The 17943-nt window shown below is 38.8% G+C and carries 15 protein-coding genes; 3 read left to right on the top strand and 12 right to left on the bottom strand.

Annotated elements, in window-relative coordinates; genetic code table 11:
- A complete protein-coding gene (locus tag B9Y87_RS07490; RefSeq protein ID WP_085497743.1) occupies window positions 1-888 on the bottom strand; it encodes an ABC transporter ATP-binding protein in 888 nt (295 codons plus the stop codon).
- 300 nt (window positions 889-1188) lie between these two features.
- On the opposite strand from B9Y87_RS07490, the gene B9Y87_RS07485 reads away from it, so the two are divergent.
- A complete protein-coding gene (locus B9Y87_RS07485) occupies window positions 1189-2247 on the top strand; it encodes a sensor histidine kinase (protein ID WP_245808673.1) in 1059 nt (352 codons plus the stop codon).
- Window positions 2240-2938 carry a LytR/AlgR family response regulator transcription factor gene (locus tag B9Y87_RS07480; RefSeq protein WP_085497739.1) on the top strand — a complete coding sequence of 233 codons (699 nt, stop codon included), beginning with the start codon at window positions 2240-2242 and terminating at the stop codon, window positions 2936-2938. Before B9Y87_RS07485 ends, B9Y87_RS07480 begins: the two co-directional genes overlap by 8 nt.
- Window positions 2939-3296: 358 nt before the next feature.
- On the opposite strand, the gene B9Y87_RS07475 is transcribed toward B9Y87_RS07480, so the two are convergent.
- Both B9Y87_RS07475 and B9Y87_RS07470 read right to left on the bottom strand, forming a co-directional pair.
- Window positions 3297-5501, bottom strand: coding sequence for a hypothetical protein (locus B9Y87_RS07475; RefSeq protein ID WP_085497738.1), 2205 nt, complete (start codon window positions 5499-5501; stop codon window positions 3297-3299).
- A gap of 429 nt (window positions 5502-5930) precedes the next feature.
- The gene (locus B9Y87_RS07470) at window positions 5931-6518 is read right to left on the bottom strand and encodes a DUF6515 family protein (protein ID WP_085497736.1); all 588 of its coding nucleotides are present in this window, start codon (window positions 6516-6518) and stop codon (window positions 5931-5933) included.
- A 235-nt stretch (window positions 6519-6753) separates the two neighbouring features.
- On the opposite strand from B9Y87_RS07470, the gene B9Y87_RS07465 reads away from it, so the two are divergent.
- Complete coding sequence (locus B9Y87_RS07465) at window positions 6754-8781, top strand: NADPH-dependent 2,4-dienoyl-CoA reductase (protein WP_085497734.1); 2028 nt, start codon at window positions 6754-6756, stop codon at window positions 8779-8781.
- Window positions 8782-9657: 876 nt separating this feature from the next.
- Here the strand turns inward: B9Y87_RS07465 and B9Y87_RS07460 are convergent.
- The 9 genes from B9Y87_RS07460 to B9Y87_RS07420 form a co-directional block, all read right to left on the bottom strand.
- The gene (locus B9Y87_RS07460) at window positions 9658-10713 is read right to left on the bottom strand and encodes an NAD(P)-dependent alcohol dehydrogenase (protein WP_085497733.1); all 1056 of its coding nucleotides are present in this window, start codon (window positions 10711-10713) and stop codon (window positions 9658-9660) included.
- Between the two features lie 128 nt (window positions 10714-10841).
- Window positions 10842-12869: a M13 family metallopeptidase gene (locus tag B9Y87_RS07455; RefSeq protein WP_085497731.1), complete on the bottom strand. Its 2028-nt coding sequence runs from the start codon at window positions 12867-12869 to the stop codon at window positions 10842-10844.
- 142 nt (window positions 12870-13011) lie between these two features.
- Complete coding sequence (locus B9Y87_RS07450; protein ID WP_085497729.1) at window positions 13012-13608, bottom strand: DUF6515 family protein; 597 nt, start codon at window positions 13606-13608, stop codon at window positions 13012-13014.
- A gap of 429 nt (window positions 13609-14037) precedes the next feature.
- Window positions 14038-14496 carry a GNAT family N-acetyltransferase gene (locus tag B9Y87_RS07445; protein WP_085497727.1) on the bottom strand — a complete coding sequence of 153 codons (459 nt, stop codon included), beginning with the start codon at window positions 14494-14496 and terminating at the stop codon, window positions 14038-14040.
- Between the two features lie 92 nt (window positions 14497-14588).
- Window positions 14589-14882: a hypothetical protein gene (locus B9Y87_RS07440; protein WP_085497726.1), complete on the bottom strand. Its 294-nt coding sequence runs from the start codon at window positions 14880-14882 to the stop codon at window positions 14589-14591.
- A 211-nt stretch (window positions 14883-15093) separates the two neighbouring features.
- Window positions 15094-15933 (bottom strand): NmrA family NAD(P)-binding protein, encoded by an 840-nt coding sequence (locus tag B9Y87_RS07435; RefSeq protein WP_085497724.1) that lies wholly within the window; start codon window positions 15931-15933, stop codon window positions 15094-15096.
- A gap of 41 nt (window positions 15934-15974) precedes the next feature.
- The gene (locus B9Y87_RS07430) at window positions 15975-16484 is read right to left on the bottom strand and encodes an anthrone oxygenase family protein (RefSeq protein ID WP_085497723.1); all 510 of its coding nucleotides are present in this window, start codon (window positions 16482-16484) and stop codon (window positions 15975-15977) included.
- Window positions 16485-16488: 4 nt separating this feature from the next.
- Window positions 16489-16890 carry a DUF5367 family protein gene (locus tag B9Y87_RS07425; RefSeq protein WP_085497721.1) on the bottom strand — a complete coding sequence of 134 codons (402 nt, stop codon included), beginning with the start codon at window positions 16888-16890 and terminating at the stop codon, window positions 16489-16491.
- A 92-nt stretch (window positions 16891-16982) separates the two neighbouring features.
- Complete coding sequence (locus tag B9Y87_RS07420) at window positions 16983-17837, bottom strand: helix-turn-helix transcriptional regulator (protein ID WP_085497719.1); 855 nt, start codon at window positions 17835-17837, stop codon at window positions 16983-16985.
- Between the last annotated feature and the right edge of the window lie 106 nt (window positions 17838-17943).

Below are 17943 nucleotides of genomic sequence, written 5' to 3'. Positions count from 1 at the left end.
CTATTGCTTTTTTGTTGAATTTTTAAAGAGTATGGCGAAATAAAAATCTTCCAAATTGGGTGTAATAGCTTCAAAACCATCTTCAGGTTTATGATCTGATAATACGCTGAGTTGTGTTTCACCTGCAACTAATTTTGTTGAGATAACATCAAAGGTTTTTCTATACCCTTCAATGTCTTTTTTGGGTACCGTCTTTGTCCATATTTTGCCTTCAATACTCGCAACCAAATCCTTCGGATTTCCTTCAGAAATAATTTCACCATTAGATAATATGGCCATTTTGGGACATAGGTTTCTTACATCTTCAACAATGTGTGTGGATAAAATGACAATAACGTTCTCTCCTATTTCGCTCAATAAGTTTAAAAAGCGATTGCTTTCCTCTGGATCCAAACCTGCAGTTGGCTCATCTACAATAATTAACTTCGGATTTCCCAATAAGGCTTGTGCTATCCCAAAACGTTGCCGCATACCACCGGAAAATGTATACACTGATTTTTTTCTGTGTTGATACAAATTAACCTGTTGCAACAATGCCGTAACATGCTCTTTACGTTGCTTTGCATCTAATATTCCTTTTAAAACTGCCAAATGATTTAATAATTTTTCGGCCGAAATTTTTGGGTATACACCAAACTCCTGTGGTAAATAGCCTAAATATTTCCTCATATCTTCTGGCTTTTTAATGATATCGGAACCATTAAAGGAAATACTTCCAGAAGTAGGTTCTTGTAATGATGCAATAGTTCTCATCAAGGACGACTTGCCAGCTCCATTAGCTCCCAACAAACCGAACATTCCATTGGTGATTTCTAAATTAATGTCGTTTAATGCCCTAACACCATTAGGATAGGTCTTGCTTAAATTATGGATCCGTAGTGTATTCATAACTGTTGATTTTTAATAAATGTGCTGTTTTGGTTTTTATTAGGGACAAACATAAATTGAAGAAAGAGTCCCTTATAATTTATATGATGTACAACCTCCTTATAAAGCCCTATGTAATGAAAAACCGTATCAATTATGTTCATGTAGATAACAATGGCGTTCGTGTTGATTTTAGTAGTGTCTATCAACTTTCTTGTTATTGCAGTATTACGTACTTATTTTTGTTCTATGGTACAGTTTTTTAATAAATACAAAGCATTTTTTATTGGGGTTCTACTGATGTTTCCAATATTCTATGTGATGAATTATTTTGAATTTATTCACCTTCCAAAAAACAATCCGTTGGAAATAGTTATTTACGCCGTTTTTTGGGGGATTTTAACGGCATTGCCATTTTATCATTACCACTATTTAAAAACTAAACAGAGAACGGTTTTAAATGTATTGGGCTTAATGGTGCTCTTTTTTGTTGCCTTGTTTATAGACTCTTATATGCAGATGCCCGATAATCCAGTCACTTTTGTGCTTCTAATGGCGTTTTGGTTTGGCTTTGCCTATCTTTTAATTCCTGCTTTTATAAAAAAATATTGGAAGTTAATTGCATTTATATATGGTCCTTTATTTTTATATTTTCTGTACTTAAGATTGTTTACCGGGAATTTGGAGACATACCTAAAAATAAAAGAAGACTTTCCTTTCTATTTATTTTTTTTACCAATTCCTGTTTTATTTCTTATTTGGCTTTTTGAGCAATGGAAATGGGTTCAAAACCTTAAAGCGGATAAAGCAAAGGCAGAATTGGCATTGTTAAGAACGCAAATAAACCCACATTTTTTCTTTAACACCTTAAATAACCTGTATGCATTGACCGTAAAACATTCCGAAAAAGCTCCGGAGGTAATTCTAAAATTATCGGATATGATGCGATATACCATTTACGAAGGAGATAAGGAAATGGTGACCCTTGAAGATGAAATAGAATACTTAAATAACTATATTGAATTACATAAAATACGCTATAAAAAGTCTGTTGAGATTGCCTTTAATCATGAGGTGGATACCAGTTTAACGGTTGCCCCTTTGTTGTTCATTATTCTATTGGAAAATGCCTTCAAACACGGCATTGAAACTTTAGCAGAAAATGCCTTTATTCATATTACCTTAAAGGAAGAAACGGATTTTATTATTTTTTCAATTGAAAATAATTTTGATCCTAATGAAATAAGTCCAACAAACGGGATAGGGTTACAAAATTTAAGAAGTAGACTATCTTTATTATATAAAAACAAACACGAGTTAAAAGTTGATGTGTCCAATAACCTATATATAACCACCTTAAAGATTGCTAAACATGCTTAAATACATAATTATTGATGATGAACCGTTGGCTCATGAAATTATTGAAGAGTATTGTAGCATGTTACCACATTTACAATTGGAAAAAAATTGTTACAGCGCAATGGAAGCCATTCAATATCTAAATAAAAGTACTGTCGATTTTATTTTTTTGGATATCAACATGCCTAAATTAAAAGGTTTGGATTTATTAAGAACATTATCAAATCCGCCAGCAACCATAATTACAACTGCCTATAAGCAACATGCTTTAGAAGGGTTTGAGTTGAATGTGGTAGATTATATTTTAAAACCTTTTAGTTTTGACCGATTAGTAAAAGCCGTAAACAAAGTTTCCGAAATACAATTGTCTAAAACAGTTTCAAAAGAAATTACTTCTGAAACTTCCACGCGATTCTTTATAAAAGGGGATAAAAAGTATCATCAAATAGATTTGAAGGACCTACTCTTTATTGAGGCCTACGGAAACTATACCAAATTGTTCTTAAAGGGTGAAATGATTGTAAGCCATGAAAAAATATCCCATTATCAATCTATTTTAAGGGAAGATAATTTTTTGAGAGTTCACAAATCGTTTATTGTTGCGATTGATAAAATTAAATTTATAGAAGGTAATAGCATTTTGATAAACGAGTATAGAATTCCTATTGGACAAACATACAAAAGCAATGTAAATAAGCTATATAACATTTAATTGCCATTCCACCCCCATGTACAAATTGCTGGCCTATAGTTTTATTTTGGTAGTTGTGAATCTCCAATAGGATTTATTCAGAGCTTATTATTTTTATACAAAGAATTCAAGCTCCTCATGAAAAAGTTCAGTGTTGCTACTCCCCTGTCATCGGGTCGTATAATAAGCCCGCCCGCCCTTACCGAAACGGATACCTGCCAGGTGGATTTTTAAGAAGTGACCTATGTACTGATGGGTAATGGCGGAGCCTATTATTACGCCAAAATAGGATTTACATTTTAAAGGATATTAAAAATGTGGTGCAAAAAAAAGGGAAGTCCATTGGACTTCCCTTTTTTATAAAGTGTTGATCCATTTATTATTCTACCTGTGGTGCACCAATGGCATCCACATACCTACCTGCCCAATAGGGCAACAAATAGATATAGGGGGCATATTCCCGTTTGCCATCGCTTCCACCATTGTTCCTATACGCGCCATTGTGCAAATGTAATGTGCGCTCGTCTCCCGGCAACACCTCGGTATAGGTCTGACTTCTAAAATTGGGTGCTATTTTTGTCAAGTCCTTTCTATGGTCATTATCAATTTTCCAATCGATGAGGTCCATTGGAAACTCGCGCAGCCACCAAGCAGATTCCTCACTATCTATATTTTTTCCTCCGGTAAGCGCAAAGAGATAATTCCATAGTGGATTTTTTTCAGAGCGTTCCACTTCCCAATGGCTTTTTGCTGCATTAAAATGTGCTTCTTTCTGTTCTTCGGAAAAGGAATAATTAACAAATCCGGGAATGGTCAAGAAATACATTTCATCATCGGAATGGTTCCATTTATTGCTTAAATCCTCCCCTTCTACAAAACCGATCACTGTGGCCGGTCTGTTGGCATTCTCATCGTAGCCATATTTTTTTATCAACTTTTCGGCCCCTTTCTTATATTTTTTATCCTGTGTAAAATGATAGGCCGTTTGTAGGAAAGACAGAATAAGGGTGGAATTCAATCTGCGATCCCCAACATTGATGGGGAAGCTATTTACATAATCCGGATTCCATTTGCCCCAAGCGGTCGGCTTTCCATTCCAATCCATGAGGTACCAATCGTTATCCATAATATGGTCCATCTCAATTTTTATTTGATGTATGGCCCTATCCCGCCATTCCTTATCCGGAGCGAGCTCAGCAAAAAGTGCGTAGACGAAAAAATGTCCACAAGATTCATCGCTACTGGTCGTGGATTTCCATCTCCAAAGCTCATCATCGGATAACTGCCATATCCTTCCATTTTCTTTTTCCCATTGCTTTCTCCACTCCTCGGAAAATCCATTGGCGTGAAGTCCAACTTCATAACCATCCCTCTCAAAAGACCTTGCAGGGAACCCTTTTAAATTAGGAAGTGCCGTCAATCTTTCCATGGCTTCAAAGGCTTCGTAAGCATTTTGCTTGGCATCCTCAGACTTGGTTACCGCGTACCTAAACAACTCCCCTGCCAAGTACATGGAAGTCCATAGGCCGTCATTATCCGTATCGTGAAAGTAACCCGTAGAAAGGTCACCGGGTGTTCTCATAGACAGATCGGAGGTAAAACCGTAACGAATATGGCGTAAACGCTGAATTTCTTGAAAATACTCCGCTTTTTGTGCCAGTGTCATGGGTGCGAAGTTAATTTTGCTCATCCCTTTTTGTGTAAGGACCAGCACACTTCCGTCAGGTCCTTCAGCCAAGTCCACCACCTGATCGTCCACCAACCATCGCTTGGAAGCGTAATAATCATATTTGCCATCTTCACGTAGTTTAAAAGCCCCTTTGGTCGATCCGAGCCATAGACTACCTCGAATATTTTTAACCATTGTAATTTCTGTCCAAGGCAGTTTTTGGTCCAGTTTAATTGGGACAAATGTTTTGCGGTCCAAAACCTGTACGCCATTGGTAGTTCCCAAAACAATGCTGCCATCATGCAGGGTCAAGGCTGTTAAATTAGTGCCGCTAAACACCTTTCTGGCCAATTTTGAACTACCATCTATTTGGTAGAGACCATCTGCGGTTAATAGTAAAAACTGACCGGAATTAGGGTCATATTGAACGGATATAGGCTTGGGGTTGTCTATAGAAGACCTCCAAATTTCCTGATCGTTCTTAAAAACAACAAAATCGCCTTCTCCTGCTATCAAAGTCAATAGATCGGGACCTATGCCCATGGCTTTGGGAGCCTTTAGGTTATGCTTAATGTACACCTTACCGGCCCAAGCGTTGCTTAAAACTGCCTTGTCCGTTAAATAAACAAACTGACCTTGATACTGGGTCATGGCAACAATGTTCATATCGATCAAAGGTCGATATTGAACATCTTGACGGATGGTTTTTTCATATGGGAGCATCAGGCCCTGGCTGCTAAGCAATTTAATGGCTTTATTCCGATCACTGGCAATTTGATGCAAAGCCAAATTCCCCTGCCCTTCTTCCAAAGAAAACTTTTCGGCACTGTCTTGGAGAAACGGCTGATCTGCATACGTTTGCGCTTTGGTAGCCAACCCCATTATTAAACAAAAACTTAAGAATAATTTTTTCATAATTTATATTAGTTGTAGAATCGATAAAAATAGTTGTATGCCTACTAAGTAGTATCACTATTCTTGATGAATACCTATAGTATTTTAACCTAGGGTGATTTTAACACATATAAACGATCATACAAAATTTTATGGTGATGTCTGTAGGGTATTAAATTGATCGGCAAGGCAACTCCTATATCATATATGGGCATACCGCTAATTGCAAAGGTTTATGCGGTCAATTCACTTCCAGAAACTATGCTTTTTAAGACTTATAAATTTGAAATTGGGATTAAAGGCTTGAAGATCTGCGGGCTAAAATTCTATGCATTTAATAGATTGGACTAGTGTACCGCTTTTTTATAATCCCCCGCCCAAACCAAACCAAAAAAAGCGTTTACCCTGGGATGGATAAACGCTTTTTTAAAAGACCGCTATTTCTGATAACTATTCGAGATCTATAATACCTACAACTTCATAGGCCCTAGTGCCATTTACCTGTACTTTTTCATACAGAATATTGCCGTACTCGTAATAGTTCTGTCCGTCAATGGTCACTTTTTCATAATCTTGCGGAAGTTCATAGACTATAGTCCCTATTTCTGGTTCAACCACTTCATATTCGTTCCCTATTTGGGTATAAAAAGTGCCGCCTACCGTAAAGTAGATATGGTTATTAAAATGAATTCTGCGATAGTTGGCAGGCAAGGTACTTATTCTAAATCCAATTTTGGGAGCAATTACAATATAACGGCCTCTAGAATAGGTGTAAAACCTATTGTTGGAATAGTAGTAATTTTGTCCTTGGTACTTCACCACTTTTCTATTGGGTACTGTTCTTACAGAAACAACCTTCCTGGTCGGGGTTCTGTAAACCACTCTTTTACTGGACACCCTATGGGGTGTTTTTTTCGTTACCGTTCTGGTAGTTTTGGTTGTCGTAGTAGTACGTGTCCGGGTTTGGGCCGTACCTACATATATACCACCTATAAGTAAAAAGGACAGGACGAAATATATTTTGCTATTTGTTTTCATAGTTAAAAATTTAAAAGGTTAAACTTTAAAGTATACTTTCACTACTTTGACCTAAATTTTCAAAATAGGTTTAATCGCATAAAAACATTTTTGGGGGATATTGGACAAAATATTGATTTCTATCGATAAGGGTAAAATGTCCCGCGGACCTCTACCCTACCGTTTTATTTGAGTTCAACACAAAAAATTCTTACCTTGTCAATTGTTATGCATGCATAGTAAAAATCATAAGAAAATGACCAAGTATAAACATATTTTCGAACCCCTGGATTTAGGATTTACAACCCTTAAAAATCGTATTCTAATGGGTTCCATGCATACAGGCTTGGAAGAGCAAAAAAATGGCCTGGAAAAAATAGCAGCCTATTATGCCGAGCGGGCAAAAGGTGGTGTTGGACTAATTGTTTCTGGTGGAATTGCCCCGAACATACAAGGTTGGACGGCCCCATTTTCAGCTCGTATGAGCAGCAAAAAACACGCCAGGCACCATAAGGTAATTACAGAGGCTGTACATAGGGAAGGTGGTAAAATATGTATGCAAATTTTGCACTCCGGGCGCTACGGATATCATCCTTTTGCGGTGGCCCCGTCGGCTATAAAGTCGCCCATTACTCCCTTTAAACCCTTTGAACTAAAACCGTCTGGTATTAAACGTACCATTCGCGATTTTGTGAATTCGGCCAAACTAGCAAAAAAGGCAGGCTATGATGGTGTGGAAATCATGGGATCTGAAGGCTATTTAATCAACCAATTTATTGTAGAAAAAACAAACCGGCGTACAGACGATTATGGCGGTGACTACAAAAATAGAATGCGTTTGCCCATAGAGATAGTAAAACAAACGCGTGAAGCGGTAGGAAAGGAGTTTATTATCATCTATCGTTTATCCATGTTGGATCTGGTGGAAAAAGGAAGCAGTTGGCAGGAAGTAGTAACCTTGGGCAAGGAAATTGAAAAGGCCGGTGCTACGATTATCAATACAGGAATTGGTTGGCACGAAGCGCGAATTCCCACCATAGCCACATCGGTACCGCGCGCTGCCTTTTCTTGGGTGACCAAAAAAATGAAAGAAGAACTTTCTATTCCCTTGATTACTTCCAATAGGATAAATATGCCGGAAACCGCGGAAAAAGTGCTGGCAGAAGGTCATGCGGATATGATTTCGATGGCTAGGCCATTTTTAGCGGATCCTGAATGGGTCAATAAGGCTCAAAACGATAGGGCCGATGAAATAAACACCTGTATTGGTTGTAATCAGGCTTGTTTAGACCACGTTTTTGCCCAAAAAGTAGCCAGTTGTTTGGTAAATCCGAGAGCATGCCATGAAACCGAACTTAATTATCTTCCTACAGAAGAAAAGAAAAAAATAGCTGTGGTAGGTGCCGGTCCTGCCGGGTTGGCTTCAGCAACCATTGCAGCACAACGTGGACATGAGGTGACCCTTTTTGATGCCGACAAAGAAATTGGTGGGCAATTCAATATGGCCAAACAAATTCCGGGAAAGGAAGAATTCTACGAAACCATTCGGTATTTTAATACCCAATTGGAATTACATAAGGTAACCGTGCAATTAAATACACGTGTAAACGCCGAATATTTAATAAATGGGCATTTTGATGAAGTTATTTTAGCCACCGGAATTGTACCAAGAACTCCAAAAATTGAAGGGATTGATCACCCCAAAGTGCTGAGCTATATAGAGGTATTGAAATTAAAAAAGCCTGTTGGCAAACGGGTCGCAGTTATTGGTGCAGGAGGAATTGGTTTTGATGTATCCGAATATTTGGCTCATGAGGGTGAAAGCACCGCTTTAAATATTGACGCTTGGTTAAAGGAATGGGGCATTGACAAGACCATGAATGCCCGTAGTGGAATTGAAGGAGTGCAAGCCAAAGTGCACCCCTCACCCAGGGAAATTTTTATGTTGAAGCGGAGCAAGGGAAAATTTGGTGGTGGCCTGGGAAAAACCACCGGTTGGATACATAGAACGAGCTTAAAAAATAAAAAAGTACAGTTTATCAACCAGGTGCAATACAGCAAAATTGATGATGAAGGCTTGCATTATATTCAAAACGGAGCCCAAAAAGTATTGACAGTAGACAACGTTATCATATGTGCAGGCCAATTACCGTTCAAGGAATTATTGAAACCTTTGGAGGCACAAGGAATAAAAGTGCATGTGGTTGGAGGGGCAGATGTGGCTGCCGAATTGGACGCCAAACGCGCCATAGATCAGGCCAGTAGGCTGGCGGCTAAGATTTAAGTAAGTTTATATAAACAAGTAGTAGTTTCCAAACTAAAAAAACATCGCTTCCCATAACTTTTGGCCTACTCCATAAAGTCGGCCTTCTCTTATTAGATCAATCCCAAAAGTTGTGTGTGAATTACAAAAAGTTATGCTTTAGTATCTCAAGTTAGTGTTCTGTTCATTTTTTGCATCGCCCAAAAAACGAACCAAAAAACGCTAGGCTGATTTTAAATTTCTTTAAATCTACGCAATTTCCACAGCCGCGCCGCCCAGGCCGCTTTCACTAAGGTGAAATGCTCTATGGACGGCTTCCCACGACCAGTGTGAAAACCACTCGATTTAAGACGAAATTGAAAATAGGCCGGTCCTTTCGTTCCGTCGACCTTCATGTGGGGAAAAGTCATTTTCCGTTATTAAAAACCTTTGGGCATTGTTCTCAAGGTCTATGGTTCGGTCGTTCTTCTTCCGTGGTGGAGATGACATGGCCGTTAAGAATTATTGAAGCCCTGGAAATAATTTAGGCCATGGCATCGATCCTTAAAATCCTAAGATTTTAGGGGCCATCTAGTGAAGAAGGGTCTTTTCTCCTGCCCGACGGCAAGGCGGGTTTGTTTCGTTTTATTCATGGCCTTTCTATTTTATAATAAGGTATTCATGAACCTCCTGCGTCGGTTTCATTGGAAAGCAAAGAAATCGAAGATTCACGAAATCCGATAAAAAACAATAACAACCAATTGAGTAAAATGAAAGAATTATTTAATGGTTGGTTTTTCTAGATTGCTCCTATTAATTAAAACTATTGTTCAAAAAACATGAGTGATCAAATTAATCCTAATTTTTACATAAACACAACAATTGTTCTTGATCCCTTTTATTATTTCCTCTAGGCAATTATTTCTTAAGCGATTTCATATCTATGACAAATCGATAATGTACATCGCTCTTCAGCATACGCTCATAGGCCAGATTGATATCTTGCATTTTAATGATCTCAATGTCCGAAGTAATATTATGTTTTCCACAGAAGTCCAACAATTCCTGTGTTTCTGCAATCCCCCCAATTAAAGATCCTGCCACTGATCTACGTCCCATAATCATAGGCACGGTTACCAACATGGGATCCAGCGGCCCTAAATAACCAACAACAACCAAGGTGCCATTGGTTGCTAAGGTGCCAATGTAGGGATTCAAATCATGTGCGTAGGGAACCGTATCGATTATGAGATCAAAATGGTTCATAACCCCCTCCATCTGTGCTTCGTCTGTGGATATAATTACCTGGTGCGCCCCCAAATCCAGACCATCCTGAACCTTATTTGGACTTCTTGAAAACAAGGTAACATCTGCTCCTAGGGCGTTGGCAAGTTTAAGGGCCATATGCCCCAATCCACCAAGACCTACCACTGCTACTTTGCTCCCCTTACCAACCTTCCATTGTCTTAAGGGCGACCAAGTCGTGATTCCCGCACACAATACCGGTGCTATACCCGCCTGATCCAAATTTTCGGGTACCCTCAGTACAAAGTCTTCATCTACAACAATAGCTTCGGAATAACCACCATGGGTAGGCGAATTCAAATGTTTATCATAACCCCCATATGTACCTACCCATTGGGGACAGTATTGTTCTAAATCATCCTTACAATTGTTACAACTTCTACAGGAATCTACCAAACATCCCACTGCCACCAGATCGCCCACTTTATATTTGGAGACACCGGTCCCAACTTGGGTTACTTTTCCCACAATTTCATGGCCAGGAACCACAGGGTATTGCGTCATGCCCCAGTCATTACGGGCAAAATGCAAATCGGAATGACAAACACCACAAAAAAGAATATCGATCTCTACATCTTTTGCAGTAACCGATCGTCTATTGATATTTAATTGTTCCAAATCGGATTCGGCAGACTTTGTTCCGTAAGCCTTGATAGTTTTCGTGCTCATGATGTTTTGGATTTAGAAGGATAAATAGTTGAGTATTAAATATACAAAAAACTTACATCAACTTACTTGAAAACTATTGGTATATCCGTATTCCGGACCGCGATTGTATCAACTACAATGTCAAATACTTACCATATCTTAATTCTTTCCTCCTCTGGTTTGAAATTTCGATCCCCAGGCTCAACATCAAAAGCGTTATAAAATGGAGTAAAGTTCATTAAGGGACCATTTACCCGCCAATTAGGGGGCGAATGCGGATCGGTCATTACATAGTTGCGCAGGAATTCCTCCCGCATTTTTACACGCCAAATATTGGCTACGGAGAGAAAAAACCGCTGGTCTGGGGTATAGCCTCCTATTTTTATAGAATCCTGCCCCTGTTCGGTTAATTTAAACGCATCATAGGCAATGGCAATCCCAGCATTGTCGGCCGTGTTTTCCCCAACCGTCAAGGCACCCTTTAAATGGATAGTATCCAAAACCGTAAAGGCGGAATATTGGTCTATAATTTTTTGCGTTTTTGCCTTGAACTGGGTATAATCGTCCTCTGTCCACCAATTGGCAACGTTTCCGTTTTTGTCATATTGTGCCCCTTGGTCATCAAAGGCATGTGTAAACTCATGGCCTATCACCATTCCAATTCCACCGTAATTTACGGCATCATCCGCATATAGATCAAAATATGGAGCTTGTAATATCCCTGCTGGAAATACAATTTCGTTCAAGGCAGGATTGTAATAGGCCGTTACGGTAGAGGGGGTAGTGTGCCACTCGTCCCTATTGGGTGCCTTATTTAGTTGCTTAAGTTCGTACAGGTATTCCTCTTTTTGCAGGGCCACCACGTTTTCAAAAAATTTGTTCCGATCTATATCTACATCATAAGTTCTCCATACGTCTGGATAGCCTATTTTTTTGTTAATGGCATATAGTTTTTCCTTGGCCTTCAACTTGGTGCTGTCGCCCATCCAATCCAGGTCGTCGATACGTTTCTCCAATACTTTCTGAAAATTACTAACAAGATCCAGTGCCCTCTTTTTGGCATCTTCCTTAAAATAGCGCTTCACATATAATTGTCCCAAGGCAAATCCTATTTGTTCATCCACACGACGAACCATTTGCTTGGCCCTTGATTGTTGTTGCGCCTGCCCGCTTAAAACTTTGCTGTATTCAAAAGCAACATCCCTAAAGGGTTTGTTTAAAATATTGGCATAAGAATCCATGGTGTGTGCTTTCAGGTATAATTTCCAATGGGCCAAAGGCACCTTGGTCAGCAACTTGTTTAAAGTGTCATAATAATTGGGTTGTGAAACTTCCAAAGAATCGACCTCCGCTCCCAGATTTTTTAAAAGTGACGACCATCCCAAGTTAGGATGTTTTTTCTGCAGTTCGGAAACGGCCATTTTGTGATAGTTTTCTTTTATGACCCTTTGTTCAATACGCGTTTTATGGACTTGCGCCAATTGTTTTTCAATATCGTAAACTATAGCGGCCTGAGCTTTGGCATCCTTATCCCCTACCAACTCGAACAGCGAGGTGAGATAGGTTTTGTAAGCCTCCTGAACCTCTTTCACAGAAGCATCCTCTTGAAAATAATAATCGCGATCGGGCATACCCAATCCTGTCTGGGCAACATGCAAAATATTAAGGGAGCTATTTTCCTGATCTGGGTAAATATAGGGAGCAACCATGGAATAATCCCCATTCTTGATCTGGGTGGCCACAAAATCCATTATACCGGAAATATCCCTAATCGCCTCAATTTCATCCAAGATAGGCTGTATGGGTGTAATTCCTCTTTCGTCAATATTAAGGGTATCCATGCCAGAAGCATAAAAATCGCCTACCTTTTGTTCAATACTCCCTTTGGGATGTTCTTGCTGGGAAACTTCCTGTATTATATTTTTTAGCAATTCCTGCTGAGGAATATTCAAAAATCGATAGGACCCCACACCTACCTGGTCCTCTGCAATTACAGCGTTATCGAACCATTTTTTATTAACATGATTAAAGAAATCATCCCCGGGCCTAATGGAATCTGTAATTCCGTCAAAGACAACCGTCTTATTATCGGTTTCAACATTATTCTTATTGGAAGACTCATTTTTACAGGAAAGACATAACCAAAAAATCAAAGAGAAATAACATAGGAATTTCATAGCGGATTTATTTTATTCCCTCTAAGATATGTTTTTCTTACTATTTAACTACACATAGACTACCCTATACTACGCAATAAAAAGGAGGATAATTCAATACATAATTACCCTCCTTCCCACTAATCAACCAATCTAACCTTCTTTATTCCATTTCTATAAAGCCTACTACTTCGTATGCCCTAGTGCCGTTTATCTGTACTTTCTCATAAAGGATGCTGGCATATTCGTAATATTCCATTCCATCTATAGCCACTTTTTCATAATCGTCCGGAAGCTTGTACACTATAGTGCCAATTTCGGGCTCTACCACTTCATATTCATTATTTATTTGAACATAAAATGCCCCTTGGGCATTATAATAGTTGTAATTGTTATAAGTGACCCGCTTATAATCTGAGGGCAAGCCACTTAATCTGAATCCTATTTTAGGGGCAATTACGATATACCTCCCCCTGGATTGTGTATAATAGTTGTTGTTGGCATAATAATAATCCTGCCCCTTGTACTTAATGACTTTTCTATCGGGTACTGAACGCACTGAGACTACTTTTCGTACTGGAGTTTTATAGGTAACCTTTGTGCTTGGTACCCTATTGTAGACGGTTTTCTTTACCGTGCTTGTCTTGGTATCCCTATTGGATTTGGAATTTGAGTTGCCAACGGATTGCCCGGAAGCTTCTGTTACAAAGGCAATGGCAAGTATAACTGATAAACTGGATATTCTGATAAATGCTTTCATAATCTCTATGATTTTAGGTTCCAATCGTTCTTAATACGAAAACGTTGAAACGTATTCATAAGCCAAAGGTATAGGTACATAATAGAACTATGAAAGCAAATAGACAATGACTGGAATTCTATCTATGAATATTACAATTTAACAGATTAAAATAAAAGGACTACTAGTAAATGTCGGGTATTGCCGGCTGTAAAGCCGTGGGTGTTTTGTAGTGTTCACTGACCGCTGCCGGTTAGTGAACCAAAGATTAATGGTTATAAAGATTTAGACACCCCCTTGCCTACTGAAATAGCTACTGAAGCCATGGTGTTGCATGTCTGTAAAGAGATTTTGATCTTGAAAGGTTCATTAATTTCAAGGTATATAATACCTTGTAGTACAGGTAAAAATATACTCTGATTATTACGCATCGACAGTTTTTGTTATGCTCTAATAAAGGAGATGCATCTTCATTCCCTCATGGCTGTCCTTAAACCCAAGTTTTGTATAAAAGGCTATTGCCTTGGGCCTTTTCTTGTCCGTGGTCAACTGCAACACATGGGCCTTTCTTTCTTTTGCCCTACTTATGGCCCATTCAAACATTTTGGTTCCCATACCCGTTCCCCTGTGATCCTTCCTAATTCTTACCGCTTCAATCTGGGCTCTTACACCGCCACGATAGGTGAGGTATTGGATAAAGGATAATTGTAAGGTGCCTACCACTCCGCCCACTTCTTTTTCAACAACCATGAGTTCCTGGTTCTTATCGTTGGTTATATTCTCAAAAGCCTTATAATACTCCTCTGGTAGGGGTATTTTGAAATCTTCCCTAGTTTTTCCCAATTCATCATCGGCAATCATTTCTACAATTGCCAAAACATCATCTTTTGTTGCTTTTCTAATTTTCATCTCTAGATTTATAACTACTCTTTTTAACCAATAAAATGAACAAAACCAATATAAAGGCCATCCCAAATCCTAAAACACCAATATTAATTCCCTTATATGTTTTCGTACAATTTTTCGGTTGCCTTTTTGAGATCGGCCTTAGGTAAAAACTGATCGGCTATAGTTAATATGGCATGTAAATTATCGCGCATTCTATCCAATTTAATTTCACCTGGTTTGATGGATGTCTGCAATAAATGTAATGCCATGTCCGCGAGAAGCAGCCGTTGTTTTTCCAACCACTCCGAATCACCTTTATTCGCGGGATTATTCAAATAACTCGTTTCAACCTGACTGTGCAACTCCCAACTAGCCTGCAATATTTTTAATTTTTCCTCTTTGTTCATCTTTCTTAAATTTCAGATTTATTACATTGGATTGCTTTTTCAAAATCTCGAATGTTCAGGCTTAAAATTAAAACATCTATAAATAAATAAATGTTATAATTTATGCACCATTGATTGGAAGAACATAGCCTTTTGGACTATGGTTCCCCCAACCATAATATGGGCAAAAATGTGCACTAAATCATAGTTAATGTTCCCTTTATTGTAAAATTTAAACAAACTGGGGATGCCAAACTCCTTTAGCCACAGTTTCCTTTACATATTCCGAGAAATCCTTTGGCTTTCTTCCCAATACCTTCTCGATATCATGGGTAATTTCCGCATTGTCCGGATTACCCAACACCTCGGTAAACAGATACTCTATCAGCCAAATGAAATCGGAAGGAACTCCCTGTTGCTTCATTACCTGGGTATAGGCCGACAGGGCTATTGGCGTAAATGCAATGTCCCTTCCAGTGGCTTCCGAAATTTCCTGAATTACTTCTTTAAAGGTAAGTTGTCTTGGACCCGTAAGTTGGTAAATCTGTCCATTGTGCTTTTCGTTCAACAAGGCAGCTACAGCCACATCGGCAATGTCATCGGTATCCACGTAGGGAACTTTAACATCTGCCTGTGGCAAGGCCACAGAGCCTTCCAAAATTGGCTCTAGGAAAAAACTTTCACTAAAATTTTGATTAAACCAACTGGCCCTAACAATAGTATAATCCAAGCCCGAGTGGATCACCACTTGTTCACAGAGTTCAGCTTCGCGCTCCCCTTTTCCGGATAAAAGCACTACCTTTCTTACGCTCGATTGTTTGGCTTTTCTGATCAGTTCCTCTATTGCCTCCAAAGCTCCTGGAACCGCTAGGTCTGGTTGAAAGGTGATATAAACTATATCCATTCCAAGTAGGCTCTCCGACCATGTTTCTGGTTGTTCCCAATCAAAGGCCGGGGAAGCCGATCTAGAACCTATCCTAACCTTATGGCCTGCCTTAATTAATCTATTTACTACTTTGCGGCCCGTTTTTCCGGTACCGCCGATGACTAAAATGTTACTCATGTTTTTCATTTTTATTTGTTTTAAAATTATTGTTTAGAATTTGTGGATATCTATTGAATACTGTTCTTAGTAGTCTGTATTAATGCCAATAGGAGAAGGAGAAAGGAAATAACCGAGGTGATGGTCCTAATAAGGTGCAAACGATTCCATTTTAGTTCAAAGTTCTCCCTCAATTGTCCCAATTCATTTTTACTTGCCGTATTTAAGTCTATTTTATCCAGCATCTCATTTAAAGGGACATTCCCGAAAATGGTGACCAGCACCACTCCAAAGAAGTAGGTTGCTGTGGCCGAAGCCAATAGCCACACAAGTGTTGCCGGACTTCCTTTGAACCAATACAAACAGATAAACCCGAGTATGGAAGGACCAAAGAACACCACAAAGAACAGGGGATTTATTATAGTTCTGTTCATTTGTTGAAAGGACAATAAATAGACCTGGTCATCCAACCTTCCAATTCCAGGGGTAATGGCATTGGTCCAGGTAAAGCACAGTCCCGCCGATAGACCGGTCAATAGTATCAATACACTGATTAAAATAGTTTCAAGTGTTATATCCATGGCCTTAATTCTTTAGAAGTTTAGTTTTTGGGTATACACGGGTATACCAGTACAATACGGATACCAATAAAAACTCGGCTGCTATGATCCAGAATCCCAAGGAGGTAAAAAAGCTAAAATGACTACCTCCTTTTGGGATTACAAAGAAGGGGACCGTGATTAAAGCGTCCAATATAACAGCAGTCAATAACATGGTTTGTCCCACCAGATATCCATGGGTTTGGAGGTCCTTTTTGTAGTAGAAAGAGCTTCCAAACCAGACCAAAGGTATCACCACAACAAACAATACAAGATTTGCCTGAGTCTCCATATTTTCCATGATGGGTATACTATAAGAAACTGAATAAAAAAGGATGGCAATAATCCAAATGATTATTCCGATAAGCAGTGCGCGTTTCATTTTCATGACTTTTATTTTTTAAAGTTACATGCCAAAATTATTGGAGTGCGCTCAGGACGGGTTGTCCCAAATGGAGTAAGATTTGTTCGAAAAGGAATTTACTTGATCTGACTAGGTCTATAGCCGAATTTTTTCTCAAAAGCGTTGGAAAATGAACTTAGACTATCATAGCCTACATGCCAGGCAGCTTCCTGTACCGTAGCATCCTGATTTCTGATCAATTTATGGGCCAAGGTCAATCGTTCGTTTTGAAGATATTTGAATACGGGAACGCCAAAATATGCCTTAAAGTCTTTTTTTAGTTTAAAGGTATTTAACCCAATTTGTTTGGAAAGTTCGTTTAAGGAAGGCGGGTTATCAATATTCTTCAATAGAATATCTTTGGCCTGATTAAGCTGGCCTCGTTCCTCAACGCTTATTTTTTCCGTTTTCAAGCTGGCCAATTGACCAAAAAAATGGGACAGCAAAGTTGTTATCTGACTTCGGAAAAACATCATTTTGGTTTTTCCTTCGTATTGAATATGAAACAAACCATCAACAATGGCTTGCATTTCCGGAGTCATAATAAAATGTGGTCCCTCAACATAGTGATCCGAAGGGTTCACCAACTGTGCCAACATTTCCCCAAATATTTCGCCTTCTTGATTGGGGAGTTTATCCAATGCTTTTATGGAAGTGGCAATAACCAAGCATTCCAAGGGCTTGGAGGAGGAAACCGTATGTATAAATTCTACCTTATCATCGGCGTAAAAAGAAAGTGCCAATCCCTTGGTGTAATTGAATTCTTTTTGTTTTTCACCATATTTTACTTTTAAATCAACATTGCCTGAACCATAAAAAGCAACTGCGATTAAAGGCTCTTCAAAGAAACATGAATCTATGGTAGCTTCACTTACTTTGGCTTCTTCTACCAAAATAATAAAGTCGTTTATATCTATAATATCCCTTGTCATATAGCTTAGAACGAATTTACAAAATTTTGGGTTTGCATATACGACTAGCAATATATGTCCAAATTATCTAAAAAGATCGGCCGCCGGTGCACGAAGCCGAGTCTTT

The organism is Arenibacter troitsensis, assembly GCF_900177645.1.
Classification (GTDB): Bacteria; Bacteroidota; Bacteroidia; order Flavobacteriales; family Flavobacteriaceae; genus Arenibacter; species Arenibacter troitsensis.
This window is presented reverse-complemented; position numbering and strand designations above follow the sequence as displayed.